Source organism: Pseudomonas cremoricolorata DSM 17059 = NBRC 16634, assembly GCF_000425745.1.
GTDB classification, from domain to species: domain Bacteria; phylum Pseudomonadota; class Gammaproteobacteria; order Pseudomonadales; family Pseudomonadaceae; genus Aquipseudomonas; species Aquipseudomonas cremoricolorata.
The window spans coordinates 46,507-71,910 of sequence record NZ_AUEA01000010.1; the positions used below are offsets into that span (position 1 = coordinate 46,507).

The 25,404-nt window shown below is 56.3% G+C and carries 23 protein-coding genes and 1 riboswitch; of the genes, 16 read left to right on the forward strand and 7 right to left on the reverse strand.

Translation table 11 applies throughout. The features are described from left to right. Window position 1: 1 nt before the first annotated feature. Window positions 2-784 carry a hypothetical protein gene (locus tag H618_RS23205; RefSeq protein WP_245586779.1) on the reverse strand — a complete coding sequence of 261 codons (783 nt, stop codon included), beginning with the start codon at window positions 782-784 and terminating at the stop codon, window positions 2-4. Between the two features lie 14 nt (window positions 785-798). Continuing rightward, complete coding sequence (locus tag H618_RS21660; protein ID WP_050577306.1) at window positions 799-1,317, reverse strand: helix-turn-helix domain-containing protein; 519 nt, start codon at window positions 1,315-1,317, stop codon at window positions 799-801. A gap of 200 nt (window positions 1,318-1,517) precedes the next feature. Between H618_RS21660 and H618_RS0112775 the strand changes: the two genes are divergently transcribed. The 12 genes from H618_RS0112775 (at window position 1,518) to tnpC (ending at window position 17,528) form a co-directional block, all read left to right on the forward strand. After that, window positions 1,518-2,258, forward strand: a complete 741-nt coding sequence (locus H618_RS0112775; protein WP_028695428.1) for a metallophosphoesterase — start codon at window positions 1,518-1,520, stop codon at window positions 2,256-2,258. Next, window positions 2,245-2,577: a hypothetical protein gene (locus H618_RS21665; RefSeq protein ID WP_050577307.1), complete on the forward strand. Its 333-nt coding sequence runs from the start codon at window positions 2,245-2,247 to the stop codon at window positions 2,575-2,577. The genes H618_RS0112775 and H618_RS21665 overlap by 14 nt, the downstream gene beginning before the upstream one ends. Next, complete coding sequence (locus tag H618_RS21670; protein ID WP_050577308.1) at window positions 2,570-2,872, forward strand: hypothetical protein; 303 nt, start codon at window positions 2,570-2,572, stop codon at window positions 2,870-2,872. Before H618_RS21665 ends, H618_RS21670 begins: the two co-directional genes overlap by 8 nt. Window positions 2,873-2,880: 8 nt before the next feature. Next, complete coding sequence (locus tag H618_RS0112790) at window positions 2,881-3,300, forward strand: DUF6957 family protein (protein WP_028695429.1); 420 nt, start codon at window positions 2,881-2,883, stop codon at window positions 3,298-3,300. A 353-nt stretch (window positions 3,301-3,653) separates the two neighbouring features. Next, window positions 3,654-5,963 (forward strand): AAA family ATPase, encoded by a 2,310-nt coding sequence (locus H618_RS0112795; RefSeq protein WP_028695430.1) that lies wholly within the window; start codon window positions 3,654-3,656, stop codon window positions 5,961-5,963. Continuing rightward, the gene (locus tag H618_RS0112800; protein ID WP_028695431.1) at window positions 5,960-7,834 is read left to right on the forward strand and encodes a UvrD-helicase domain-containing protein; all 1,875 of its coding nucleotides are present in this window, start codon (window positions 5,960-5,962) and stop codon (window positions 7,832-7,834) included. Before H618_RS0112795 ends, H618_RS0112800 begins: the two co-directional genes overlap by 4 nt. Before the next feature lie 873 nt (window positions 7,835-8,707). After that, window positions 8,708-10,996, forward strand: coding sequence for a 3'-5' exonuclease (locus H618_RS0112815; protein ID WP_028695433.1), 2,289 nt, complete (start codon window positions 8,708-8,710; stop codon window positions 10,994-10,996). Window positions 10,997-11,475: 479 nt separating this feature from the next. Beyond that, the gene (locus H618_RS0112820) at window positions 11,476-13,104 is read left to right on the forward strand and encodes a HamA C-terminal domain-containing protein (RefSeq protein WP_281169476.1); all 1,629 of its coding nucleotides are present in this window, start codon (window positions 11,476-11,478) and stop codon (window positions 13,102-13,104) included. Next, window positions 13,101-15,185 carry a DEAD/DEAH box helicase gene (locus H618_RS21675; RefSeq protein WP_154660660.1) on the forward strand — a complete coding sequence of 695 codons (2,085 nt, stop codon included), beginning with the start codon at window positions 13,101-13,103 and terminating at the stop codon, window positions 15,183-15,185. Before H618_RS0112820 ends, H618_RS21675 begins: the two co-directional genes overlap by 4 nt. A 59-nt stretch (window positions 15,186-15,244) precedes the next feature. Continuing rightward, window positions 15,245-15,571 (forward strand): IS66-like element accessory protein TnpA, encoded by a 327-nt coding sequence (tnpA, locus tag H618_RS0112830; protein ID WP_028695435.1) that lies wholly within the window; start codon window positions 15,245-15,247, stop codon window positions 15,569-15,571. After that, entirely contained in the window at window positions 15,568-15,903 is a 336-nt protein-coding gene (gene tnpB, locus H618_RS23210; protein ID WP_028695436.1) for an IS66 family insertion sequence element accessory protein TnpB, read from the forward strand. The genes tnpA and tnpB overlap by 4 nt, the downstream gene beginning before the upstream one ends. Before the next feature lie 50 nt (window positions 15,904-15,953). Then, on the forward strand, window positions 15,954-17,528 hold the full coding sequence (tnpC, locus tag H618_RS21680; RefSeq protein WP_050577309.1) for an IS66 family transposase: 1,575 nt from the start codon (window positions 15,954-15,956) through the stop codon (window positions 17,526-17,528). On the opposite strand, the gene H618_RS22480 is transcribed toward tnpC, so the two are convergent. Beyond that, entirely contained in the window at window positions 17,525-17,854 is a 330-nt protein-coding gene (locus H618_RS22480) for a DUF190 domain-containing protein (protein WP_081673771.1), read from the reverse strand. The two genes, tnpC and H618_RS22480, sit on opposite strands and share 4 nt — an antisense overlap. Window positions 17,855-17,864: 10 nt before the next feature. Beyond that, on the reverse strand, window positions 17,865-18,248 hold the full coding sequence (gene crcB, locus H618_RS0112845) for a fluoride efflux transporter CrcB (protein ID WP_028695437.1): 384 nt from the start codon (window positions 18,246-18,248) through the stop codon (window positions 17,865-17,867). Window positions 18,249-18,370: 122 nt separating this feature from the next. Beyond that, window positions 18,371-18,432: riboswitch (Fluoride riboswitch) on the reverse strand. Window positions 18,433-18,516: 84 nt separating this feature from the next. On the opposite strand from crcB, the gene H618_RS22485 reads away from it, so the two are divergent. Further along, window positions 18,517-19,092, forward strand: coding sequence for a uracil-DNA glycosylase (locus H618_RS22485; protein ID WP_245586780.1), 576 nt, complete (start codon window positions 18,517-18,519; stop codon window positions 19,090-19,092). 3 nt (window positions 19,093-19,095) lie between these two features. On the opposite strand, the gene H618_RS0112855 is transcribed toward H618_RS22485, so the two are convergent. After that, window positions 19,096-20,268: a TDT family transporter gene (locus H618_RS0112855; RefSeq protein WP_028695439.1), complete on the reverse strand. Its 1,173-nt coding sequence runs from the start codon at window positions 20,266-20,268 to the stop codon at window positions 19,096-19,098. Between the two features lie 108 nt (window positions 20,269-20,376). Here H618_RS0112855 and H618_RS0112860 point away from each other — a divergent pair, with 108 nt between their 5' ends. Together H618_RS0112860 and H618_RS0112875 are read left to right on the forward strand one after the other, a co-directional pair. Next, the gene (locus tag H618_RS0112860) at window positions 20,377-21,270 is read left to right on the forward strand and encodes a LysR family transcriptional regulator (protein ID WP_028695440.1); all 894 of its coding nucleotides are present in this window, start codon (window positions 20,377-20,379) and stop codon (window positions 21,268-21,270) included. 713 nt (window positions 21,271-21,983) lie between these two features. After that, window positions 21,984-22,475 (forward strand): hypothetical protein, encoded by a 492-nt coding sequence (locus H618_RS0112875; RefSeq protein WP_028695442.1) that lies wholly within the window; start codon window positions 21,984-21,986, stop codon window positions 22,473-22,475. A gap of 89 nt (window positions 22,476-22,564) precedes the next feature. Here the strand turns inward: H618_RS0112875 and H618_RS0112880 are convergent, their stop codons facing one another. After that, window positions 22,565-23,464: a LysR family transcriptional regulator gene (locus tag H618_RS0112880; RefSeq protein WP_028695443.1), complete on the reverse strand. Its 900-nt coding sequence runs from the start codon at window positions 23,462-23,464 to the stop codon at window positions 22,565-22,567. Window positions 23,465-23,582: 118 nt separating this feature from the next. On the opposite strand from H618_RS0112880, the gene H618_RS0112885 reads away from it, so the two are divergent. After that, a complete protein-coding gene (locus H618_RS0112885) occupies window positions 23,583-24,329 on the forward strand; it encodes a sulfite exporter TauE/SafE family protein (RefSeq protein WP_028695444.1) in 747 nt (248 codons plus the stop codon). A gap of 81 nt (window positions 24,330-24,410) precedes the next feature. Here the strand turns inward: H618_RS0112885 and H618_RS0112890 are convergent, their stop codons facing one another. After that, window positions 24,411-25,400, reverse strand: coding sequence for an asparaginase (locus H618_RS0112890; protein WP_028695445.1), 990 nt, complete (start codon window positions 25,398-25,400; stop codon window positions 24,411-24,413). Window positions 25,401-25,404: the final 4 nt, after the last annotated feature.

The following is a 25,404-nucleotide window of genomic DNA, read 5'->3' on the forward strand; positions in this document are numbered from 1 at the left end:
CCTAGGGGCGTCCCTCATCCACAGAGCCCGAATCGTCAGGCACTATAATTTCCGCCAGTTCCATGCGTATCATTTCATCTAAATGGTGCGTTATTTTCTCTGCAGGAATGAAGTTCAATATCCCACGCTCATTACTTGCCAGCGTGACCAGGCCAGCGAACCTCATGAGGCCATCAACGTCGGCGATCACCACCGAACCACTCATGCCGTTGAAATCGTTCGGGCGATGGCCTCTGATTTGGAGGGTACAAAGGCCTTGTACCGCAGGCGCTGTCAGTTCCCCCTTTAGCCAATGTAACTGGGCTCCCAGAACGTTCGCTTCGTAGTCGTAAGATCGTCCGGCCTCTGGGTAGCCAAACACGTCAAAGCTTTCAGCGCGGCTGTAATCCTCGATAAAAGCGCACTCAGCAGCGTTAAGACTGACGAGCCCTGCCGCATACAACTCGGTGTGCTGAGATTTCACGATTCGCAAAATCACCAGGTCTGAATCCGGGTCGGGATCTGACTCATCCCGGAATACTGCGCGGAGGTCGAACAGGATGGAGAGCGGGGCGTTGCGCAGCAAGATCCGCAATTCGTCATGGGCGGCGAACTGGTTCTTGAGAACGTGAAGAGCTGTTACGACAAAGAGCTCGCCGCAGTATTCCAGTACAAAGGCAGTCCCAATGCCTCCATGAGAATAGTGCTCGTCAAGGTGCTCACTGCTCAGGATCACCGGGTGCACTTGACCCAGCATCATGTCCCTAAACTCGTTCTCAGACATGTACTGATCTGAATCCGTCACCGTGACTCTCCTGACTATGGCTGGCTGCCTGCCTTTTCCCCCAAGACTGACGAACCTGCCGAACCTTCGGAGCGCCAGTACCTGCTCACCGTCGTACGCGACAACCCCAGAATCTCCACAACCTCAGCAGGCGTTTTCCCCTGCGCCTTCAGTGCCAGTACAGCATCCTGATTACGCACCTTCTTCGGCTTGCCGACCGATCGAGAAGACAGTTGGCCGTCCTTGAGCTGATCGTGGACGAGGACAGCACCACCTGATGCCTCGAACGCCTGAAGCTCCTGCATGGCCGCCTCTAATACAGTCTTAGGCTCCTTGCCGTCCTTTAGGCCCACGCACAGAGCCACAAGCGTCACGAGGTCGAAATCGAGTACTGCGGCAATCTCATGGAGCTTGTCGAGTGTCACGCCAGCCTTGGCGCGTTCAAGGGCACCGATGGTCGTGCGCAGCGAGCCACCGGCCAAATTTTCATAGCTCAGTTGCCGCTCCTGGCGAATACCGCGAAGCGCTGCTGCTATCTCGATCTTGAGTGACATAAGCGTCCAAAAGCGAGGATAGAGCCACAGCCAGCTAGGCCGATAAACGGTGCATGCTGACATTAACGGTCTGGTTCAGCTAAGATGCTCACCCGCACGATGTGCCCACTATCGCATGACCACCAGGCAGGCCGGTGCCGCCTTGCGTCAGCGAGTGTTGGATACATCAATTTATAGCTAAATAGAGACTGGAGCTTGGAATGAAGATTAGCGTCTTGTCTGATCTGCACCTCGAATTCAAGCCATTCGAGCCGGCGGTTTCGGACGCTGATCTTGTCGTGCTTGCAGGGGACATTCACACGCGCGAGCGGGGCGTAAAATGGGCGAACCAGGCGTTTTCCGGCGAGGTGCTCTACGTCTTGGGCAACCATGAATTCTACGGCGGCCATTTTGATCGGGCGTTGGAGAAAGCGCGGCAGGCGGCTGAGAGCCATGTGCATGTGGTGGAGAACGATGTTTTCATCAAGGGCGGCATTCGATTCTTGGCTTGTACGGGATGGACAGACTTCAGCGCCGTGGGTGATGTATCGGCGGCTAGCGCTGCTGCCAGGAACACGATGAACGACTTCCGAGTGATCCGCGCCGGTTCGAATTTCCACAAGCTGCGCACCGACGAAGTCGCTGGCCGCAGTCGTCAATCCCACGCATGGCTAGCTGCCGAACTGGAGAAACCATTCAATGGGCAAACAGTGGTGATCACTCATCACGCGCCGCTCGTTGAAGTCGGTGGACATGAGAACGAAGGGCCAATCACTGCCTCGTATTGCAACAACTGGCACTCACTTGTCGCGCGCAGTGACGTGTGGATTTTCGGGCATACGCACCACGCGATCGATGTTGAGTTAGGCGGCTGCAGGCTGGTTTCCAACCCGCTCGGCTACCCGGATGAACAGACAGGTTTTGACCCCTACAAGGTGTTGGATTTAGATGAGCGTCGCTGAAAAGTTTGATGTGAAACAGGGGGCCTCAACTACTGTGCCTCAGGCGGTTTTGGATGCGAAAGCCGTTGACTGGGGTGTCGCGATCGACGCCTACCTTTGCGGAGCAGGCCGGATCGGCGGCCACTACTCGGCGCATGCTTACTTCGATTGCTCTGGCCAGATTAGAGATGGTGAGACTGTCCTCACTCCGCCCGTCCGACCCATCCGCCGAGCGCAAGGTTTCTCCCTTTTGCAAAGCGAGAGCGGGGGTGACTACTACGTCCTCGTATCCTCAATCGACGCTGATGATTCCAGCGCAGAGAACGAAGCTGATGCCTGATAGAGACCGAGTCCCCATTCAAGTCACGGATGCCAAACGTGCGCATTTCAATATCGGGATAACTGCGTTTTTGTTCTGTCCTGAGGTCGAGGGTTTCATGCTGACGGGGATCGTCTACTTCGATCAGAAAAACCGCTTCAAGGATGGCCGGCGCATTCGTACTTCCATGATCGTTGAGTTTGTCGACCAAGGTGGGTACTCCGTCGCGCTTACCTCAACTGGTAGCGCTTACGTCCTGGTGCCGCAAAGCCCTGAAGAGCTCCCTCTGGATCTCGCCCAACGGATTGAACATTGAAGGTGCACATGGAAAAGCTGAAGCTATTGGCAGAGATGCTGCGCGGGCCGGCTCTGGCTATGCAAGGGCTGGATGTATCCCCCGAGGAGGCCGCAGCACAAGTAGCCGAGAGGTTCCCCGGGAAACCGTACTGCGTGGTTCAGGACTGGGTGCTCTTCGATCTAGAGATGCCCGATCTGGTACGTGACGGCATGGCCGGTATGGGGCAAAAGCCCATTATGCTCGTGTTTCTCGACATGGTGCACGACACCCTTGGGCGGTACCCCGTTGGTGGCTGGGCCCGGACTGCACCCCTGCATTCCTTCGTAGAAGAGCGTTTTTTTGAGACCAAAGACTCTGTCTATGTCCTCATTGGCCCGGGCCAGCGTCGGCGCGCCACACTTTCCTCAATTATCAGACTTCCAACCGGAATGGGATCGATTGAATAAGTGGGTGCGCCTAGCCGCCACTGACTTCTAGACTGACCCCCTGCTCTCAGGATCCTTGAGATTCTCTCAACGGAAACCTGATCCCGGCTCAACGAGACGTTCAGATTGGCATCGCTTACTTGGACGGATCTCTGTGCACATTCCCTCCCAAAGCCTGGGATCCACCTGCCACGAAGATCCGCCAGGATGGCCGGAGTTTTTCTATCACCGCCCGCAAACGCGATGATGGGACGCTTGTCCAGAACGTAGTGGCAAAAACTGACTACGTCTATTGGAGCGCAGCAGGTGCTGGGCTAGAGTTTCAGGATCTATCAGCCCGGTGAAATACCTTAAGCCGTCACAAGGAAGAGGCTATGCAGATCCAGTACCTAGAGATCGCGAATTTCCGCAAGCTCCTGTCCGTTCGAATCGACCTGGCCAGCACCACCACCCTGTTGGTCGGCGCTAACAACAGTGGTAAATCCTCTGCAATGTTGGCGTTGCGAAAATTCCTGCTCTCGAAAGCTAGCGCTTTCCGCCTCCAAGATTTGACACTTGCTCACCTCACGGCCATCAATGAGATTGGTGTCGAGTGGGAAAAGGTTGACGAAACCTTTGCGACACCAGTTGCGAACGATTGGAAGCATTGGTTGCCCACTCTCGATCTATGGGTGGAAGCCTCGAAAGGGGAGCTGCACTACATCAAGGATTTGATTCCCAATTTTTCCTGGAAAGGTGGCTGTGTCGGGATGCGTTTTCGACTTGAGCCCAAGGACATGGCCAAACTCTTTACCGATTACCGGAAAGAGCGTAACCGGGTCAAAACCCTGTTGCAGGAGATCTCGAACAAGACCGAGAAAGGAAAAACTCCGCCCACGCTGTCACTTTGGCCGCAAAGCCTGCATGACTACCTTAACCGTCGCTTGGGGGCGATGTTTACCATACGCTGGTACCGTCTAGACCCGGCGCAGCTCTGCGACCCAGATCCCGAGACTCGTCACGCCAGCCTGCAAGGACTGTCTGCTAATGCACTTCCGCTGGAGAGCAACCCGCTGACCGATCTCATACGCGTGCACGAGATCAATGCGCAGCGTGGCTTCGGTGATAGCGCCGAGGAGTCCGTCACTGAGGGGCGAGGTGGCTCAGGGAAAAAACTAACTGAGCAACTGCGTGCTTACTACAGTCGGCATCTCGATCCCGGAGACAGCCCTGACATTTCAGATTTGGAAGCGCTGACAGCCATTCAAGCTGCGCAGTCGGCGTTCGATTCCCGACTAACCTCCAGTTTCGCTCCCGCCCTTGTAGAGGTCGCAGGTCTGGGCTATCCGAACACTACTGACCCTGCGATCAGGGTGGAAACCAGGCTTTCCCCTACGGACGGCATGAACCATGAAGCTGCGGTGCTGTTCGAGTTGGATTCAGTCGCAGGCGCACCTGGTGCTCCTCCCATGCGTCTGCCCGAAACATCCAATGGTCTCGGTTACCAAAACCTGATCTCGATGATTTTCCAGCTGATGGCATTTCGGGATGAGTGGCTGAGGAAGTACAAAAATACCGAGGAGCAGTCCGACGCCGGCATTGAGCCGATCCACCTCGTGCTGGTTGAGGAGCCAGAGGCTCATCTTCATGTTCAAGTGCAGCAGGCCTTTATCAAGCACGCGTATCACGTCCTATGTAATGACCCGCTTCTCAAGAAATACCCGAGGCTCAAAACACAACTGGTGGTCAGCTCTCACTCCAGCCATGTTGCTCATGAGACGGACTATGCAAACCTTCGGTATTTCCGAAGGCTACCCGCAGGAATGGCCGGTGTGCCTATCCCGGTGTCCACCGTCTCTAACTTGAGCACAGTGTTTGGCGACAAAAACCGTCACAGGCAAACCAAGGAGTTCGTGACTCGTTACCTGCGGGCGCAGCATGCCGATCTCTTCTTTGCTGACGCAGTGATCTTGGTTGAAGGCGCTGCGGAGCGAATGATGTTGCCGCATTTCCTACGCAGTCAATTTTCGTTCCTTGACCGTTGCTACATCACCATTCTGGATATTGGTGGCAGTCACGCACATCGCCTCAGGCCACTAGTCGATGCATTGGGAATCGTGACGCTGGTTATCACGGATCTGGATGCCGGACTGAAAAAATCAGCGGTACCCGTCAAGCGCAAAGCCGAACAAGAAACCAATAACCCCACCCTGCGCGGCTGGGTCACCGCCCTGGGAATAGGGCACGATGTCGACACCTTGCTGGATCTCGATGCGGAGAAAAAATCGCAGCAGATAGACGACTTGTTTGCGATCCGCATTGCGTATCAGACACCCATCAGCGTCGTTCTCCCCAAGGCTGAAATTGAGGCCCAGGCGCTGCCCAACACGTTTGAAGACAGCCTGGTGCTGAGCAATGTGCAGCACTTTGCAGTCAAGAAAGGCCGTGGTCTGACCAAGTCTTTCGCCAAAGCGCTCCGTGAGTCTGCCACGGTAGACGACCTAGGTAAGGCTTTGTTTGAAGCGCTCAGGACGGGTGACAAAGCGGAGTTTGCACTACAGGTGCTTGGGGATCCCGACTTCGCCGAGGTGGCTATTCCAGAGTACATCCGGGAAGGGCTCGTCTGGTTAGAGGAAAAGCTGAAGAAGAAGAGCAAGGAGCTCTTGATTATCCCGACGGCCAGTGTCGAGGTAACGCCCGAATGAGTGCCATAAAGGATACCACCGATGAAGTCACGCCCACTGCGGATGACATTATCAAGCAATGCTTGAATCTTGAGACGCCACGCAGCTTTTTCCTATATGCCGGCGCCGGCTCAGGTAAGACCCACTCCCTCGTCGTAGCGGTGAAATCACTCAAGGAACGCGAACGTCAGCGCCTCACCTTTGAAGGCCGCCAAATCGCGATCATCACGTACACCAACGCAGCCTGTGAGGAGATCGCGCGCCGACTTGAGCACGATCCGCTGGTTGAGGTTTCAACCATTCATGCTTTCTCTTGGAAGATGATCAAGGGCTTCAACGACGATATTCGTGAATGGTTACGTATCAAGCTTGCGGACGATATCGCTGAGTTGGACGACAAGCTCGGTCGGGCGAAATCAGTGAACAAGACCTACCTGGCTAACAAGGCGAGCCGGGATAGCAAAGCCCGTCGCTTGGCGGCGTTGGATGAAATTTACGAATTCACCTATAGCCCGTCAGGAGATAACCGAAGTAGGCAATCGCTGAACCACAGTGAAGTCATTCAGATGGCCGCAGCGTTTCTACCCCAGCCACCTTTGCTCGATGTTTTGGCGGATCGGCACCCGGTGCTGCTCATCGATGAGAGCCAGGATACGTACGGCCCGCTCATGGATGCATTTCTTGAAGCGCAGGCAGCGATTCCTGGAAGATTTTGCTTAGGCCTGCTCGGCGACACGATGCAGCGAATTTACAACGACGGGAAGCCAAAGCTCTATGAGGCGATACCGCGCGACTGGGCCAGGCCCGAAAAACGTATCAATCGTCGTTGCCCGATCCGAGTTGTCGATTTGATCAACAAAATCCGAGCGGGAGCGGATGATCATCAACAGATACCAAAGCAGGGAGCGGCCCAAGGTGCTGTGCGTATGTTCTGCATCCGGCAGGCACCGGGGCAAGATTTCAGCTTGGAAGACCGGATCGCTAATCAAATGGCAGCTATCACGGGCGATGCTCAGTGGTCGAATGGCATGGAAGGCCGCAAGACGCTGATCTTGGAGCACAAGATGGCTGCCCGCCGCATGGGTTTTGAAGGGGTATTCGCGCCACTCTATGCCGTTGAACATCTGAATACTGCACTGTTGGACGGTACGTTACCCATCCTCAGGGTTTTCTTTGATGGGGTCGCTCCAATCGTCGCCGCAGCCCGTTCAGATGATTTCACGCTCATGGAGGCGGTGCGGCTACGCTCTCCTTTGCTTGATCCTAAGCACCTGGAGGCGGCTGGAGAGGGGCAATTCAAACTGTTGGAATCTGTTGGCGCGGCGACCCACTCTCTCTGCGGGCTGCTGGAAGGCAACGACCCGTTGATTGAGGAGGTGATCCACATCCTCCAGAGCACAGGTTTGCTTACGCTGCCCGATCGACTCGTTGCCGCAGTGGCTCAAGGTGCCACTTCAGACCCTGCACCCGAAACAACGGATCGTGAGGCACTTGAAATCCATGCTTATCGGGTTGTTCTGGGGCGTCGTTACTCCGAAATCGCGGCCTTTGGTGGCTACGCGAATGGCCTCTCGCCCTACGGCACCCACCAGGGGGTCAAAGGCTTAGAGTTTCCTCGGGTGATGGTCATCCTAAACGACGAAGAAGCAGGTGGTTTTCTGTTCAGCTATGAAAAATTGCTCGGTGTTAAACCCGCTTCGCCGAGCGACGTGAAGAATGAGCGCGAGGGACTCGACAATTCGCTATCACGTACGCAAAGGCTTCTTTACGTCACCTGCAGTCGTGCAGAGCAGAGCTTGGCCATCGTCGTCTACAGCGCACAGCCTGAGATTGCGAAAGCTACAGTCATTGACGCTGGCTGGTTAACAGCCGAAGAGATCGTGGTGCTTTAAAGCAGCTCTTGAGGGGGCCGGCACACAGGCGCTCAGCCTTGCAACGCCGCCGATTGGCCGCCATGCCTACTCACCGTGGCCTTCGAGGTCTTCACCCACGATGGGGACACGTTGAGCACCTTTCTGGCCGAGCAGGAGGCGCGAGCGGCTGCGAAGAAACGCAAGTTTCGGTATTTCGAGCTCGTGTCCATCGTGCCGGTGTGATCGGCCTTTCTAGTTTCGTGGCTGCGGGCATCCAGCCCGGCTTGCCCGGCAACCTCAGCGTCGGTTGTACGCCAGCACGTGCTCTGCGAACCCCGTGAGATCAGTGAAGTCCTGACCCTGGGTACGGTTCAAGAGAAAGCCTTGAATGCCCACTGCTTGCGGCCCAGTGCGATCACATGTACGCCCGAGGAGGATGACGAGGATAGTTGAACGCTGGTCTTCTTGGCCGCAGCTGAGGACGCGTTCGAGCATGCAGGTTGGATCACACTTGTCGTTGGGCTGAGGTGGATTCTGGCGTCGGTGCAGAGTCTGAGTGCCGCTTGGGCTGGTCGAGCTGCGTGCCCGAGTCCTCTGTGTCTTGACCCAGGGTACGCCTCTCTCTTGCGATCAACTGTAAGGGGCCGGCAAACACGCCTTTAGTCGTGCAAGACGGGTGGGCCGGACGCATACTTTAAATCAGTATTTTAAAGGGCTGCAACGGCCTCTAGACATCTCTGCTAGCTCTGAGAAATTCACTCTGTAGACCGGACAGAATGACCGCGAACTTTCCAAAAGCGCCAAGTTGATATGAAGCTCGAAGTCGTCATTCCAATGTGCCATTATCTCGGTTTGGCGACCCGTGCGAAGGCCCGGACAACCTAGCATCCAAGCTTCTAATCAAGGACGGTTATGCCTCAAGTCATCATCCCGCGTTCCTTTCGGAAAATGCTTCGAGACCTCAGCAAATCTGACAAAGTGGGCAAGAGTGCAGCCCAACGTGCTGAAGCCGCTTGCACCCAAGCAAGCCTAAGCGACCAAATTCGCTTGGAACGAACGAAGAACGGTGAATCGCGCCTAGATTGCGAGAAGTACGAACTCGGTGACGGTTACCGTTTGGTGCTTCAGCGGAACAAGGTCGGTACGGAAGACTTCTTGATCATGTTGTTTGTCGGATCCCATGCAGAATCTGATATCTGGCTGGAACTGCACCGCAAATACAAATGGGTGCGGAAGGATTCTGACGGCAAGATCGAATTCATCCAGGTGTCCAGCGCGGAAGAGCCGATCCGTCCACCGATCATCGACGTTGCCATGGACACACCTGAGCACGTCCTGGATGAGCCGTTGCTGTCGACTTTTACCAGCGAGGATTTCAAAGGCTCGACGCTTCAGAGTGAGACCATTCAGATTCTGCTGGGTGTGACCAAAGGTGACTGGGGTGAGGCTGCAAACAGCATTCTCGAAAAAGTGGAAAAGCAGCAGGATTTCGAGTCTGCTGTGCTGGCTGCGGATGTGCTGGGCATGGCTGATCATGGCGATCACGAAGGGGCTCGGCAGCGGTTGCGCCTGGACGCTAAGCAAGCCCATGAGGTCAGTGCTGCTGACCTGCTCGAAGGTGTCAGTTCGCCGGTTAATGCTGAAACCTTCTATACGTGGAAGGAAGAAGAGGGCATGCCTGAGCCCTCCAACCGGGAAGAGTGGATGCTGTACCTGCATCCTGAACAGCGAAAGATCGCAATCGCAGACCTTGCTGGCCCTTCGCGCCTTAGGGGGGTATCCGGGAGTGGCAAAACCTGCGTCTTGGTGCACCGTGCTCAGTACTTGGCCAAGAAATATGGCGAATACGTGCTGGTGGTGACGCTGACTGACAGCATGCGCAAGCTTCTGAACTCGCTTGTCACATCCCTGTGCGGCCCGGAGCGTTCGCTGATCCATGTCACGACTATCCAGGCGTTGGCGCGTGATCTTGTCAATGATTTGAAACCAGATCCAACCCGCAGGCCAGTTGAGTCTTACACCGACGCTGCGCTGGCTGCTGTTATCAAGGCCGTACCTGAGTTCAATACTGGTGTTTCTGCACTTGGTCGACTTTCGGCACATGATCTCAGGCATTTCCTGCGGGAGGAGCTGAGCTACATCCGCACTCGATTGCTGCCATCGGAATACTCAAACTACCTAAAATCTTCGTTCCGACGAATTGGTCGGGGTAAAGCATTGGCGGAACCTGCTCGGAAATTAGTCATGCAGGGTCTTCAAGTTTATGAAGAATTCATTGCGCAGGGCGGTGCTCCAGATTTTGAGGGCATCGTGCAGGACGCCATCACCCTTCAGAATACTCTTGGGGAGAAGAGTAAAAAACGCTGGCGTGCCGTGCTGGCCGATGAGGTTCAGGATTTGAGCCAGAACGAGATTCACATGCTGTCGTTGATCAGGACGGACAGCGGTGATCTGCTGAAAACGGCTCCAGACGGTCTATTTTTGGTGGGCGATGGCGCGCAGACCATCTATAAGCGAGGCTTCTCGCTGAAAACGCTCGGGATCACGCTCAATCGGGCTAGCGTGTTTAAGAAGAACTACCGCAATACCAAAGAAATCCTGCAAGCCGCGTATGCCCTGATCATCAATTACGAATTTTCGGACATTGATGAAGATTCTCAGCAGAAGCCGTTGGCGCCTGACTTCGCCGTTCGGCGGGGTGAGCGCCCAGGACTCGTGAGGTGTAAGACCAAAGAGGACGAACTGGCGTACGTCATCTCTGCAATCACTAAAATCAAGGAAATCCACGGCGTCGAAGCTCTTGATGACGTGTGCGTGATCTCGCGGTCGCGAGGCTTCAGAAGTGATGTGATTCAGGCCATGATGGGCTTGGGCATACCTCATGTTGACATCAAGGCTTCGATCGATGCGCCAGGTGTTCGTGTGTCGACAGTGGAAAGCGCCAAAGGGTTTGAGTTTGGCTGCGTGTTCCTTGCCAGTGTGGCCGAGCCGGTTTCCATTGCTCGTCCGCAAGAAGTGACTGACGCTGGTGATGTTGCCAAGCTGTATGTCGCGATGACACGTGCCCGTGATCAGCTTCATATCAGCTACATCTCTAACGCTGAGTTGTCTCCCGTCGAAGCACTGAACACTATCCAGCCCTGGTGTGAGCTATTGAAGTTTAAAGGCGGAAAAGTCCGGTCGCTTACTGAATACGCATGAGCGCGCACTGAGGAGTTGGCCGCGCTGGCTGGCTCCCTCAGCGTAACCGTCCTCCAACAAACGTTCCTGTCTCAACCGCCGAAAGCATAGTGTCCAGCTAGTTAAGTGGTAGCGATCCTAGCGTTAAGGGTAATTGCGTCCGCTTGAAAATACGCGGACACAATTACCCTTACCGGGCAGGCTCGGAAGGTGTGTTCACCGGCCCCTTACGATCAACTCATCCGAAAATCGTTGGGCCATGGGTGTCCACCAGGAGGCCAGGATCAGTCAACATCCCCCCTGATTTGATTGCGGTTGGGATGCTGTCAGCTGGGGCTTCTGAGTGGTCTGGGGCTTCAAGAATGGCGCGGGGGGCGGGGGCCCGAAGGCAGTGAAATAACGCATCAGGAGGCTGCCGGCCCACGCGAGACACATCAAAACGCCATCAATAACCTAGACGCATGGGGGCTATTGCCATAAATTCCATGGACAGAGCTGCCATGGATGTCAAGATGGAACCAAACGATGCCGGCGGAGTTGCTGCCAAGCACGGCTTCATTTTTCAGGATTGCGTTGCCGCCTTTTACGTCACACAGATGCTTCGTGACAAGACAATTCGACGCATCCGCTGCGAGGTCACAGACGATATCGATGTCGTCTGCGATGATTTCGTAGAGTTCGTACAGGTCAAAACCACCACGAAGACCCTTTGGGCCCAGAGTGATCTTGTCGTTCTGAGTAAGGGTGCCAAAAACAAAAAGATCCCTTGTAGCTCGATCTTGCACAAGTCCATGGAGTGCGAACCTGAACTCACCGTGCCAAGAAAATTCAGGATCGTTACGGAGCATCCCACTAACGTCACTCTCGAATACCTGCTTATCAGCCGAGACGAACGTGACGGCAAGCCAGGGCGCGATGAGCTGATCAAATACCTCAACTCGAAAACCGCCAATTACGTTGCTACCAGTGGGGTGGACGTGGCGAATTGGGTTGACGCCGCGTGGTGGCAAGTGTTCCGAACCATGCGCGAGATTGAGCTCTTGGGTATTAGGAACATTCGGCTTGCTGCGGATGAGCTCCACGGGGCCATCTTGAGCACCGAGGCTTCTGCAGAGGATATCTGGCGAGGTATCCTGGACACGGTTACGCGTAAAGGCGCTCTGTCACGCAGAATCCACTCGGTGGATAGCAAATCTTATCTTCGCGCCGATTTGAACACTTGGTTCCAAGGCCGGGTCGAGGAAGATCAGAAGCGGGTAGGGCGCAAGATCTACGTCAAGCGGCAGCTACCGCATATTCTGGTTCCGTTCCGCGCCCCTTTGTCCACACCGTGTGCTAAACGAAACGGCCTCGTCTTGCACCAGCAATACAGCATGACGCGCTACCGTTATAAACACATCGTCGACAACGTCTGCAAATGGCTGGACGAGGTGTTTCTCCGCCCCAATGAACTGGCCGACATCCACAAGCTATCGCTTGTTGAGCAAAGCCAGCGCTTAAAAAACACGGTCTTCGCTTCCCTGGCAGATGTGCGTTCCTTCTTGGGTCGGGTGCTTCTCCACGCCACGATTCGACAGACGCATTCCAGTCAGCCGATACCCTGCATGCTTTACCTCCAAGGTCAGGACGAAGAAAAGATATTGGAGAACGTCCATATCGTTCGGCGAGATCCCGAGGGTGATGAGTTGTGGGTTGGCTTCAGTGAGCTTGTCACGGCGTCAAACATCGCTGCGCGCTTGCATGAGATCCGTGATGAGCTCTACGAGGAGATTATGGAGTGCTTCAGCAGCGCTCGCGGCAAGATCCTCGACATCAAGGATGATGCCTACCTACTGCGCCATGATATCGACACGATCTTGGACGAGAGCAACTCGTTCGACTCTCATCTGCATCGTCTTCGGTTCGTGCTCTTCATAGGGTACGACTCAACGTTGCTCACTGAGCCTGAAACCCTGGGGCACGAAGATCAGCTTGAGCAGGAAACGGCAGCCCTATTCGAAAAGTTTGCCGATGACCTGGAACACGACCCCACCTTCGCAAAGCTCACAATCAACGTGTTCATCTACCCAGCGCCAAGTTTGGAGACGTTAACCCAGTTGGTAGACAAGAAGGTCAGGGAGGCCTTGTGATCGAAGTTTATGATGCTGCAAAACAGAGTTTGGGCGCAGATGGGTTCTCCGCGTTCCGCTACCTCTCAGCGGTCAACTCCCTCCTGTCCAACCCCGTTTCCAGTTCATTGGGTAGAGATTTGACCATTCGGGCGCTTGGTTCCCGTGAGAAATTCGTGGATCACGTTGGTATTCTGCGCAATATGGTAAGGAAGGCTGGGTTATTTCCGTACTTGAAGAAAGAGTTCTCGGAGCTTTCCCAAGGCGAACGTATTGCCTTGGACGTGTACCGAACGCCATTCTCGGAAGACTTTGTTTTTCACTCGATGCAGTTCCGGATCTTCGATCTGCTCAAGGCTGGCCGCAACGTCGTACTGAGTGCGCCTACCAGCATGGGCAAGAGTGCCATCGTCGACTCGCTACTTGGCCTTGGTCGCTTCAAGCGGGTCGTTCTAGTGGTACCCACGGTCGCTCTGGCTGACGAGACACGGCGGCGTCTTCAGGAGCGCTTTGGCGAGGTCTATCAGATCATTCACCACAGCTCGCAAGAGTGCCGCAGCGACAGGGTCGTATACGTCTTGACCCAAGAACGGGTAAACGAGCGTGATGACATCAAGGCTATCGATCTTTTCGTTATTGATGAGTTCTACAAACTGGCCTTCCAGCAGCTTAAAAACGGCACCACCGACTTCAAGGATGAACGGGTTACTGAGTTGAATATCGCCCTCAGTAAGCTGCTGAAAGTGTCCAAGCAGTTCTACCTCACGGGGCCCTTCATCAACAGCATTCGGGGCCTAACCGAACTGGGGTACGACCACACATTCATATCTGCCGATTTCAACACCGTGGCGGTCGATGTGCAGACCTTCGGTGTGGATCCCAATGATGATGAGAAGAAGCTTGAGATGTTGGCGACCATCGCACCACAGTGTGAAGGCGCCACGATTATCTATTGCAAGTCGTCCACTGTGGCCGGCAACGTCGCCCGCGAGCTGGTCAGACTTGGGTACGGTCAGCCGTTCCAGAGTCCTCACATTGATTGGGTTGCTGAAGAGTTCGACCCGGATTGGGACTACACCTATGCCCTTAAGAATGGCATCGGTCTGCATTTCGGCGGACTTCCCCGAGCCCTTCAGCAGTACACCGCCGACCGGTTCAATGCGGGGGATCTGCGATTTCTCCTGTGCACCGCAACCATCATCGAGGGTGTAAATACGATTGCTAAGAATGTCGTTATTTACGACAACCGCAACGGCACCCGAGGAATCGACAAATTCACCCACGGCAACATTAAAGGCCGTGCGGGGCGGATGGGCATCCACTTCGTCGGCAAGGTGTTTTGCCTGGAAGACGTTCCCGAAGACAACCTGAATCAGGAGGTCGATATCCCTCTGGGGATTCAGGATGACGATACGCCGCTGAACCTGCTAGCTAGCGCCCAGCCAGATCATTTGACTGAATATTCCCAGGATCGGTTTGAAGCCGCGTTTGTCCAGGATCGGTTTTCCGTCGATCTAGTCAAGAAGCACTCCTACTTCAGGATGGAGCAGTTTGAGCAACTGTACAGCTTGGTTCAGATGCTCAACGAAGACGAGTTTGAGTCACTTATTTTTCACTGGTCTCCAGCGCCCGGATTTTTGAAAACGTTGGCTAAGATCAGCAGCAAGATCGTACCCAAGGCGTTTTCTACGAATGGTCTTCAAACCAAAACCCCAGATACCATCTTGGCCAAGCTGACCGCCTACCTAAAGGCCGACAGTTATTCGGCTTTTCTAAAAGGTCAGATTGAGTACACCAAGCAGCGGATCAAAGCACAGGAGAAAGTAAACCTCTCCAAGTCGCTCAACAATGATCTGAAGCTGGTGAGCAATGCCTTCGGATACACCATCCCCAAGTTGCTGGGGCTGCTGGAGGACGTTGTTCGTTTGCACGCTATCAAAAAGGGGATGCGCAGCACTATTGACTACAGCCATGTCAGGATGGGCTTTGAGAATTTCCACCTCCCAGCAGGCGTGAACGCGCTTGAAGAGATAGGTATCCCCATCCAGACGCTACACCGCAGTAAGCGGATGGCGAACACACCTTCAGAATCCCCAGATTAAGGGCGATGGTGTCCACCTTAAAATACGTGGACACCATCGTCCTTAATTCAAGGAACACCATGCGTCAGCGCACCTCTTATCCCAAACTCTTCAAGGCCCAAGTTGTCCAGGAATGCCTGAGCCCCGATGTATCCATTGCCAGCGTGGCGCTGCGGCACGGCATCAACGCTAATCTGGTTCGCAAGTGGATACCTATCTATCGTGACCGGCAGGCTTCTGCCTTGCCTGCATTTGTACAGTTGAAGCTTGAGAACGCTGCGGCGACGCCTGCTCTGCAGGATGTAGCCCGCATCGATATTTCCTCAGGGCAGCAAGCAGTCACTGTGAACTGGCCGATCTCCGACCCGGACGGCTGCGCCCGCTTTATCCGTAGCCTCTCCCAATGATTCGCATCGACGCCATCTGGCTCGCCACTGAGCCCATGGATATGCGCGCCGGCACCGAAACAGCCCTTGCCCGTGTGATCTCCGTGTTCGGTGCGGCGAAGCCGCACAGCGCGTATCTGTTCGCGAATCGCCGCGCCAATCGGATGAAAGTACTGGTGCACGACGGCGTGGGTATCTGGCTGGCCGCGCGCCGCCTGAACCAGGGCAAGTTCCATTGGCCAGGCACACACCGGGGCCTGGAAGTCGAACTCGACGCCGAACAATTTCAAGCGCTGGTGCTGGGCCTGCCTTGGCAGCGGGTTGGCCCAAAAGGCGCAATTACGTTGCTCTGAATCGGGTCTTTTAGCTGTGTCAGGTGGGTTGCTTTGGTAAAATCCACGGCATGACTTCCTCGCCCAATCTCGACCAAATGACGCCTGATCAACTGCGCGCACTCGCTGCGCAGTTGCTATCGAAGGTCGACACCATGGGCCGAGAGAGTCGCCGCGACAAGACCGTCATCGAGCAGCTCTCTCACGAGATCGCCATTCTCAAACGTCACAAGTTCGCCAAGCGCAGTGAGCAGATCAGCCCGGCGCAAGGCAGCTTGCTGGATGACTTGCTGAGCACTGACCTCGAAGCCATTGATGCCGAGTTGAAAGCGCTTCGCCCCGCCCCGGCACCGGACGAAGCACGTCAACAACCTAAACGTGCGCCGCTGCCGCCGCAGTTTCCTCGTACCGTCATTCATCACGAGCCAGAGAACACTCAGTGCTCCTGTGGCTGCCAACTTCAGCGCATCGGCGAAGACGTCAGCGAGAAGTTGGATTACACGCCGGGCGTGTTCACGGTTGAGCAACATGTACGTGGAAAGTGGGCCTGCCGTCAGTGTGAAACGCTGACTCAAGCGCCGGTACCGGCACAGGTGATCGACAAGGGCATCCCCACCGCCGGCTTGCTGGCCCACGTGATGGTGGCCAAGTTCGCCGACCATCTTCCGCTGTACCGGCAGGAAAAGATCTTCGATCGTGCCGGCCTGGCGATACCGCGTTCAACGTTGTCTCAGTGGGTCGGCCAAACCGGCGTACACCTGCAACCCCTGGTAGATGCGCTGCGCGAAGCCGTGCTGGCCCAGCAAGTCGTCCACGCTGATGAAACACCGGTGCAGATGCTGGCCCCGGGCGAAAAGAAAACCCATCGAGCATACGTCTGGGCCTACTGCACGACACCGTTCTCGGCACTTAAAGCTGTGGTGTACGACTTCAGCCCCAGCCGTGCCGGCGAACATGCGCGCAACTTCCTGGGCACCTGGAACGGCAAGCTGGTGTGCGATGACTTCGCAGGCTACAAAGCCGGCTTCGAGCAGGGCATCACCGAAATCGGCTGCATGGCCCATGCCCGGCGCAAGTTTTTCGACCTGCATGTGGCGAATAAAAGCCAGCTGGCCGAACAGGCGCTGCACTCCATCGGCGGCTTGTACGAAGTCGAACGGCAGGCCAAGGACATGAGCGATGAAGACCGCTGGCGATTACGCCAGGAAGTTGCGGTGCCCATCGCTGAAAAGTTGCACGAGTGGATGATCGCTCAACGCGCGCTTGTGCCCGAGGGATCGGCCACAGCCAAGGCACTGGATTACAGCCTGAAACGCTGGATAGCGCTGACGCGCTATCTGGATGATGGGGCTGTGCCTATCGACAATAACGCCGTGGAGAACCAGATCAGGCCGTGGGCGCTCGGTAGATCGAACTGGCTCTTCGCAGGATCACTGCGCAGCGGTAAACGGGCAGCCTCGATCATGAGCCTGATCCAGTCCGCCCGCATGAATGGGCACGATCCGTACGCGTACCTGAAGGATGTGTTGACGCGGTTGCCGACACAGAGGTTTAGCGAGATTGATGAACTGCTACCAAGCTTCTGGCAGCCGTCTTGCACCGCTCATCCATCACTAAACCAAGAGTTCCATACTCTCAGCCACTAGCTATGCCTACCAGAGGTTCCCATTTCAATGGGCACTTTAATAAAAAACACCTGAACATCATCTGCTTCAAGCCTCTCGAAAAGCGTATTACATTCCTGCTCCGTAATCGCGAGACTCAGTTGAACTGGCATGTCAGATAATTCGATAAAGTGCGCGGAGTGCAGCTTTCGGTCTCGACCAAATCCTTCTGTTGCTACGGTGAGTGTCGCCCCTTCAAAGCCTAGGTCGCGTGCAAGATTCATGAGCCATTCACTGATTTGCTGATGGCCGTGACGGCGATCTTGCTGGGTATAAAATGTAACCAAGTAACCATTAACAGAATTCACGCTATAACCCTCACCTTGGATTGAATAAAAAGTAGGTGGCCATTCCTAGCGCAGTCAGGCACAGAGACCCAACCACGTGCACTGTGATCGCTGCAAGCGCCATCAACAGTCGTCCTTGCTGGATCAAGACCAAGGTCTCGGCGGAAAATGTAGAGAAAGTCGTCAAGCCTCCGCAGAAGCCTGTAATCAGGAAAAGACGCCATTCAGGAGCAATACCAGGCAGGTTTGAAAAAAACGCAACGGCGACGCCTATGATGTAGGCGCCTATAAAATTGGCGACGACGGTACCTGGCGGTAGCGAAGGAAACCAACTGTTGAGTTTCAGGCCCAGCGCCCAGCGAAGCCAGGCGCCAAGCGCAGCACCTCCCGCGATGGCCATCAGTGACTTCAGCACGATGTGAACCCTTCCCACCGAACGGTGGGATAAGGCAAGAGCTGATTTAATGGGTAGTAACGTCGAAAATACATTTCCTGTCCTCGTCTATGGACAGGGCGCACCTACGCACCCTGTCAGGGGTTAACGTAGGCATCATCAGCACGGGGCGGTTATGAGGAGGAATGCCATCTCCTTGGAGGCAACATATCACTCCCATAATTGTCAGGTAAATAGCGCGTTACGATCAACGATGCGAGCGTCACTTATATCGATGTCCAGGGGGTTGATGAATATTGAAGATGCGCGCAGACATCGTCTGTACTCTCGCTCCGTTGCAGCCTTGAATAGATGGGTGGAAGCCTACTGCTTAGGGGGCAGAAAATTGCCTTACTTTGATCCACTGGATGGCGGAGTTGATGCTCGTATCCTGATACTGCTGGAGTCTCCGGCGAGGGACAGCTCATGGCCACGCTTCGTTTCTCGCGACAATGCAGGGCCTGCCCAGCGAAACCTGAAGCGCTTCCTTGAACAGGCATGCCTCGCGCGTGAGCAGACCATTTTGTGGAACCTCTATCCATGGCTGCCGGATCTGGGCAGCCCTGCCCAAGCCATTAGCCGCTCGAAAATCACTGAGGGCGTCAAACTCCTGAAAGAGGTACTGGATCTGCTCCCGCGCCTTCGCGTGGTGGTCTTGGCCGGACGCGTGGCGCAGAGAGGGGCACCTGGAATCGAGCATTATCGCCCCGAGCTCAGGCTACTCGCCATGCCCCACCCAAGCCCGCTTTCAGTGTGTCAGCACCCCGATGTCGCTAAAGACATCGTCTCCACGCTCACCCGAGCGGCGCACCTGGCAAGCGTCTAATCGTCAGCGACCGGCGCGCTTGGCGTTCAGCGACGCGATACAGGGCGATACGAACAGATTGCCACGGTATGCACCGGCGGCGGTTTTGCTTGCGACCACCAGCCACATGATGGCCAACATCACCACCAGACTGGCACCCAGCACATCAAAAAAGGCCAGATTCAGCGTCGCGCCGAGCTTCAGTGTGGTCACCGCATATACCCCCAGCGGGAAGGTGAAGCCCCACCAGCCAAGATTGAAGGGTATTCCGCCCTTGGCATAACGCGCGGTGATCAGCAGCGCCAACAGCATCCACCATAAGCCCAAGCCCCAGAACAGGACGCCCGATACCACCCCGATACCCCCGGCCACCACGCCGATGCCTGGCATGCCGTGGGCAGCGAAGATTGCTGGTGCATCGCTGCCAATGACCAACATGCCCAGAGCACCGGTACCAATCGGCCCCAGCGACAACCAGGACGACGCCGCCATGCTCTCATGGGGTAACTTGTGAAGCGCCAGGCGCAGTACCAGGATAACCAGAATGCTCAAGGCCACCGGAACCGAGTAAGCCCACAAGACGTAACTGGTGATCAGCATCGTGAACTGAGCGCTGATATCGGCCAGATGCGGTGCGATGGTACCGCCGCTCGCCGCTGCCACTTCCGCCGCTACCACAGGAAGCAGCCATACAGCAGTCATCTGATCGATGCTGTGCTCCTGCCGGGTAAACATCATGAACGGGATCAGCACCCCACACGCGAGTGCCATGGCGACGTCCAGCCACCAGAGCATGTGGGCCAAGGGGATCACACCGTCTCCCCAGTTGGGCAGGCCGTACTGAACCAGGCCATTGATGATCGTTGCCAGGCCCATCGGTATCGTGCCGAAAAACATCGAAACCGTGGAATGCCCAAAGATCTGTTTGGCCTCATCGAAGAAGAACACCCAGCGCGCGGCGTACATCAGGGTGAAGACGGTAAACAGCAAGATATTGAACAGCCAAAGGGCCTCCCCAATACCTGCAAGCAGCGCACTGTGACCCGGCAACTGCCCCAGGGCCAAGGCCAGAATACCGGTGCCCATCGTGGCGGCAAACCAGTTAGGCGTGAACTGTCGAATCGCTTCCTTGGGATTGGAAAGCGCCGAGAGTGGCTGGCCGCCCTGCATGATCTTGGTAAGGCTGATCTCGCGCATAAAACCTCCGAATGATTGCGATGCGGCAACAGGTTCAGAATAGCGGCATGCGCTTATCTGGAAAAACGGGTATTTTGAATATGGCATACCTATTTTAAAGGTAAGAAAGTGAAGCTCACACTTCGGCAACTGGATATCTTCCGCGCTATCGCCCAACTGGGTTCAACCACCCAAGCCAGTGCAGCCCTTGCCCTGTCGCAATCAGCCACCAGTGCGGCACTCCATGAACTCGAAGGCGCATTGGGTATTCGACTCTTTGACCGCGTCGGCAAACGCCTGGTGCTGAACGAAAACGGCCAGACACTGTTGCCCAAGGCTATCCGCCTGCTGGAGGCTGCGCTGGAGATCGAGGATGGTTTTCGGACTGACGTGGTCGCGCGGCTGCAAGTAGGTTGCAGCACGACGATTGGCAACTACATCATGCCGCAGTTGATGCAAGACATGGCCAAGCGCGCCGGCGGGATGCAGATCGATGTCATCCTGGGCAACAGCGCAGAGATCGCCCGGCAGGCGGCACAGTTGTCAATTGACGTTGGCCTGGTCGAAGGGCCGAGCCACCAGCCCACTCTGGCCGTGCGGCCCTGGTGTGAAGACGAGTTGATCATTGTCGCAGCGGCAGATGACCCGCTGGCCCACAAGGGGCGGCTCTCGCTTGGTGACCTGCAAGACGCGCGATGGCTGGTGCGCGAAGAGGGATCGGGCACGGCTGAAGAGGTGCAACGCTGGCTTTTTCCACACCTGGGTGCCTGGCGCAATGCCCGGCAGATTGGCAGTTCAGAAGCCATCAAGCGGATGGTAGCGGCGGGCGTCGGAATCAGTTGCCTTTCCTATTGGGTAGTCGGAGACCTCATCGCCGAAGGCAGCCTGATCTCGTTGAACCACGTGATTCCTGAGCACAAGCGGCAGTTGCACGCGGTTTATCACAGGGACAAGTTTATCTCTCGCTCTCTTGAAACCTTTTTCAGTGTGATCAAGGATTTTGCGTCGGCCAACGCCAGATGAGGGGCCACGCGATGCCCTCATCAAAATGGAAGACGTGTTCACCAGCCGCTTACACACCGCATGGCTGAGTTGGTGGAGTTTCCCGAAGGAGCGGGCGTGGATGAGCTGGCTGAATATCTCCGGCAGAACGAACAGGCCTGGGAGTTTATGGGGTACGTAGACCAGAGTTTCGTGAGGCGGGCTCTAGGGGCTGAGTGAAGGTTCGCCATTCCATATGCTGCTGGCCAGGGCCAGGGCCAGGGCCAGGCCAGAATCTATTCCATGTCTGGGATAGATGCCCCTGTTACTTCAGTCTTCTGGATTGAGGGCCAGCTGGAGGCTTGGATCTTCCTAAGCATGACGCCCCTAACGAAAATGCACGGCATTCTTTACAGTCTTGACGGCGCGAAAATCGCTAGTCAGAAGCTGTTTGCTTTTCTTTACAGAATATCGCTGCACTAGCTAAATTTTAGTGTTTTTCCAATAAAAACAGATAGATGTATATGTTTTATCTGTACTCCCGTTCTGATTCGAACCGTCAGACAGTGCGCTAAACCAAAAGCCCGAGGCCATTGCCTCGGGCTTTTTCTATCTGGTCAGAGAAAGTGACGCTTTCAATTGCTCTTAACTTAAAGGGATATCTACTTTTAACGTAGGAAGTTTCCGAAGCTAGTTTTCAAGTCCTTATCTACCTCTTGAGTTGCCTACAATCCATCCTTTTAAAGGAGTGGCTCATGCAACCAAGACAGGAAGAATTAAAACGGCCAGATATACACCTGAGAGGTGAGCCGGGTGATTACACCATACGAGGTTTTTCTGAGCTCTATTCCATCTACCTCAAAAACGGCCAATCAGCCAGCTACTACTTTGCATGGGCGTTATGCGGCGTAGGGGTTGTTGTTGGTCTACTGGGCGTCTATGCACTGATCGTCAGACCGTCGGAGATTCGTTATCTCGTAAGCACTGGGCCTTCGCTGTTCCAGTACATTCAGGCCTACGCCATGCATCTTACCTGGATGGGCTGTGCTCTGTTTGGCATAAGCACCAGCCTATTATCGGTTTATGCGACGGTCGATCCAGAAACGTTCCTGGGAGCTGCCTACAACCTTATTACTGCGGATGGCCAAGCCGCAGCAGGTAAGGTGCAGATCGAGTACTTGGGTGGTGATACTTTCAGTATTACACCCATTACTGAAGAGGCCAGTCCGCCAACTCCCGCAAGTTAGTCGCAACACCCGAAGGGTGTCCTGCAGTTCATACGGTACGTGACGACCCAACCGTACAGTCTGTCATTGCAGGACTGATCTCTAGCCCCTCAATCCCGCCTTTCCGCACCCTGTCGGAGATGCGTGAGCAGGCTCTGCATGGGGCCAGACAGCCCCTCCCAGTTACGCAGGCAAAGACACAATTCTCGCTTTGCCCAGGCATCGCTCAGTCCGAACACTCGCAGTGAATGTCGCCGTCTGTATCGCTGAGCGATCCTCCTGGGAACGATCGCAACGCCCACGCCGTGAGCGACCATCTCACACACGTTCTCGAAACTGCTCATCCTGATTCGAATGTCCAAGGGTCTTCCGGCATCGTGTGCATGCTGATCGATGTGATCCTGCAACGCGCTGCCTGGGTAGAGGCCGACAAAAGGCAGAGCCAGCAGGTCGGCGAACGCAACTTCTCGGGCAAAGCCGCTCGCGAGCGCTGGATCGGCGATGAGCACAAGATGATCCTGTGCAATCGCTATCAGTTGGACGGCCTGCACCTGTACGGCGGTCGAAACCACCCCGGCCTCGACCAGCCCTGCAGCGACCGCGTGGATGATATCGGCGCTGGTGCGCTCCTTGATCTCCATGCGCAGACGCGGGCGCTGCGCCAGCCAAGGCGCCAGGCGGCTGGGCAGAAAATCCGACAGGGCTGCGGTGTTGGCATACAGCTGCACCGTGCCGCGAGCGCCTTTGGCGTAATCGTCCAGCTCGTTCTTGAGCGCTTCCTGTTGCCGCACGATCAAGCGGGCGTGGTGGGCAAGGGCCTCGCCGGCTTCGGTGGTGGTCACACCTCTGGAGCGGCGCTGCAGCAGCTCAACGCCCACCGCCTTCTCGATGCTGCGAAGGCGCTCGCTGGCCGACGCCAGGGCGAGATTGGCGCGCTCGGCTCCGGCTGTGATACTTCCAGCGTCGACGATGCACAGGAACAGCTGAAGGTCGGCTACATCCAGACGCATGGTTCACCTGGGGCTGCCTTCGGACTAGCCGAAGGCTTGGCTGAGATTTCCTGATTGTGCCGCAGGCGCGCACGGGCTTCAATTTGAGCCAACTCCACCTCAGATCAGGCGCTCTAGCATGCATGATTCGGTTGTCTTCGCCCTTCTGCTGACCGGTACCTTTCTGGCGGCGGGGCTGGTCAAGGGGGTCACGGGCATGGGCCTGCCGACAGTGGCGATGGGCTTGCTTGGTGCAGTCATGTCGCCTGTGGCCGCAGCAGCGCTGCTGATCATTCCTTCGTTGGTGACCAATATCTGGCAGCTGTTCAGCGGGCCATCGCTGGCGCGTCTGCTGCGGCGGCTGTGGCCGATGATGCTGTGCATCATCATCGGCACGACGGCTGGCGCTGCGCTGCTGGTGGCGGTCAATCCGCTATGGTCAGGGTTCGCGCTGGGCCTGGCCTTGCTGGTGTATGCCGTGTACGCACTGATCGCGCCGACCCTCGCCGTTCCGATCACGGCCGAGCGGTGGCTGTCGCCGTTGATCGGTGCGCTCACCGGCATCGTCACAGGCGCAACCGGGGTGTTCGTCATGCCGGCTGTGCCGTATCTGGGGTCGTTGCACATGAGTCGCGAAGAACTGGTTCAGGCGCTGGGGCTGTCGTTCACCGTTTCGACGCTGGCGCTGGCCCTTGGACTGTTCTTCAACGGTGCGTTTCAGATCTCGCAGGTGGGTGTGTCGACGCTGGCCGTGGTGCCTGCACTGCTGGGGATGTGGCTGGGTCAGCGGATAAGAGTGCGCATCAGTGCAGCGCGCTTTCGCCAGTGTTTCCTGCTTTTTTTGATCGTGCTCGGCCTGGAGCTGGCCTGTCGTCCGTTCATCTGAGCGGTGTCGCCTACCGTGTACGCTGCGCAAAAAAAAACCGTGACCTCAGGCCACGGTTTTTTTTCGGCAGCGGTCAGCGACTCAGGCCCGCTCACCACACAGATCGAGCATGAACCAGTGCTCGGCGGCCTGCTGGTCGAGCCCGGCGCCGAGCAGGGCGAACAGTTTGCCCAGGGCCGCTTCGCGGGTCATGCCGCCGCCGCTGAGCAGGCCGGTGTCGCGCAGGCGGCTGCCGGCGGCGTAGGTGTCGAACAGCACGGCACCTTCCGGGCATTGGCTGATGGCGACGATCACCACGCCGGCCTGGCGGGCGTCGTGCAGTACGTCGAGCAGTGCCTGATCGTCGGACGGGCCGGTACCGCTGCCGTAGCATTCCAGCACAAGACCCTGTACGCCGCTGTCGATCAGGCCGCGGACCTGTTCGGCCTGCAGGCCCGGGAACACTGGCAGCACGGCCAGGTTCACCGGCTGGCGCGGGTGGCGGTAGTCGAGGTTGGCGGGTACGGCGGTAGCCTTTTCGCTTTCACGGTGACGGGGCAGCGCTGCGAACGCATCGAACGCTTCGCTGCGCAGTTTCGACACCCGGCAGCCGTGCAGCCGTTTGCCGTGGAAGAACACCTGCACGCCGTCTTCCAGGCCCTGTTCGAACGCGCTGAGGGCGCCGCACAGATTGTCCCAGGCATCGCTGTCTGGCGCGCCGGCTGGCAGCATGGAGCCGGTCAGCAGCACCGGCACCGGCAAGCCGAGCAGCAGGAAGGACAGTGCGGCCGCACTGTGCGCCAGGGTGTCGGTGCCATGCAGCACCAGCACGCCGTCATGGCCGTGCTGGTCGACCGCCTCGACGATGGCATCGCGCATCGCCAGCCAGTTGCCCGGCTGCATGTTGGCGCTGTCGAGCAGCGGGTTCAGTTCACGCAAGGTCCAGTCGATCTGCGGGGCATCGCTGCGCTGCAGCAGATGTTCGCGCATGCGGGCGTCGAAGCCGCCAGCCGGCGCCAGACCGCTTGGGGTTTCGAGCATGCCGATGGTGCCGCCGGTATACAAAACCAGAAGATTCTTGACTGCGCGCATGGAG

Bases quoted from the DNA above. Each gene is read 5' to 3' on its own strand.
- H618_RS21660 (WP_050577306.1), bottom strand. From the start codon at position 1,317: ATGTCACTCAAGATCGAGATAGCAGCAGCGCTTCGCGGTATTCGCCAG.
- H618_RS0112775 (WP_028695428.1), top strand. From the start codon at position 1,518: ATGAAGATTAGCGTCTTGTCTGATCTGCACCTCGAATTCAAGCCATTC.
- H618_RS21665 (WP_050577307.1), top strand. From the start codon at position 2,245: ATGAGCGTCGCTGAAAAGTTTGATGTGAAACAGGGGGCCTCAACTACT.
- H618_RS21670 (WP_050577308.1), top strand. From the start codon at position 2,570: ATGCCTGATAGAGACCGAGTCCCCATTCAAGTCACGGATGCCAAACGT.
- H618_RS0112790 (WP_028695429.1), top strand. From the start codon at position 2,881: ATGGAAAAGCTGAAGCTATTGGCAGAGATGCTGCGCGGGCCGGCTCTG.
- H618_RS0112795 (WP_028695430.1), top strand. From the start codon at position 3,654: ATGCAGATCCAGTACCTAGAGATCGCGAATTTCCGCAAGCTCCTGTCC.
- H618_RS0112800 (WP_028695431.1), top strand. From the start codon at position 5,960: ATGAGTGCCATAAAGGATACCACCGATGAAGTCACGCCCACTGCGGAT.
- H618_RS0112815 (WP_028695433.1), top strand. From the start codon at position 8,708: ATGCCTCAAGTCATCATCCCGCGTTCCTTTCGGAAAATGCTTCGAGAC.
- H618_RS0112820 (WP_281169476.1), top strand. From the start codon at position 11,476: ATGGATGTCAAGATGGAACCAAACGATGCCGGCGGAGTTGCTGCCAAG.
- tnpA (WP_028695435.1), top strand. From the start codon at position 15,245: ATGCGTCAGCGCACCTCTTATCCCAAACTCTTCAAGGCCCAAGTTGTC.
- tnpB (WP_028695436.1), top strand. From the start codon at position 15,568: ATGATTCGCATCGACGCCATCTGGCTCGCCACTGAGCCCATGGATATG.
- tnpC (WP_050577309.1), top strand. From the start codon at position 15,954: ATGACTTCCTCGCCCAATCTCGACCAAATGACGCCTGATCAACTGCGC.
- H618_RS22485 (WP_245586780.1), top strand. From the start codon at position 18,517: ATGAATATTGAAGATGCGCGCAGACATCGTCTGTACTCTCGCTCCGTT.
- H618_RS0112855 (WP_028695439.1), bottom strand. From the start codon at position 20,268: ATGCGCGAGATCAGCCTTACCAAGATCATGCAGGGCGGCCAGCCACTC.
- H618_RS0112875 (WP_028695442.1), top strand. From the start codon at position 21,984: ATGCAACCAAGACAGGAAGAATTAAAACGGCCAGATATACACCTGAGA.
- H618_RS0112880 (WP_028695443.1), bottom strand. From the start codon at position 23,464: ATGCGTCTGGATGTAGCCGACCTTCAGCTGTTCCTGTGCATCGTCGAC.
- H618_RS0112885 (WP_028695444.1), top strand. From the start codon at position 23,583: ATGCATGATTCGGTTGTCTTCGCCCTTCTGCTGACCGGTACCTTTCTG.
- H618_RS0112890 (WP_028695445.1), bottom strand. From the start codon at position 25,400: ATGCGCGCAGTCAAGAATCTTCTGGTTTTGTATACCGGCGGCACCATC.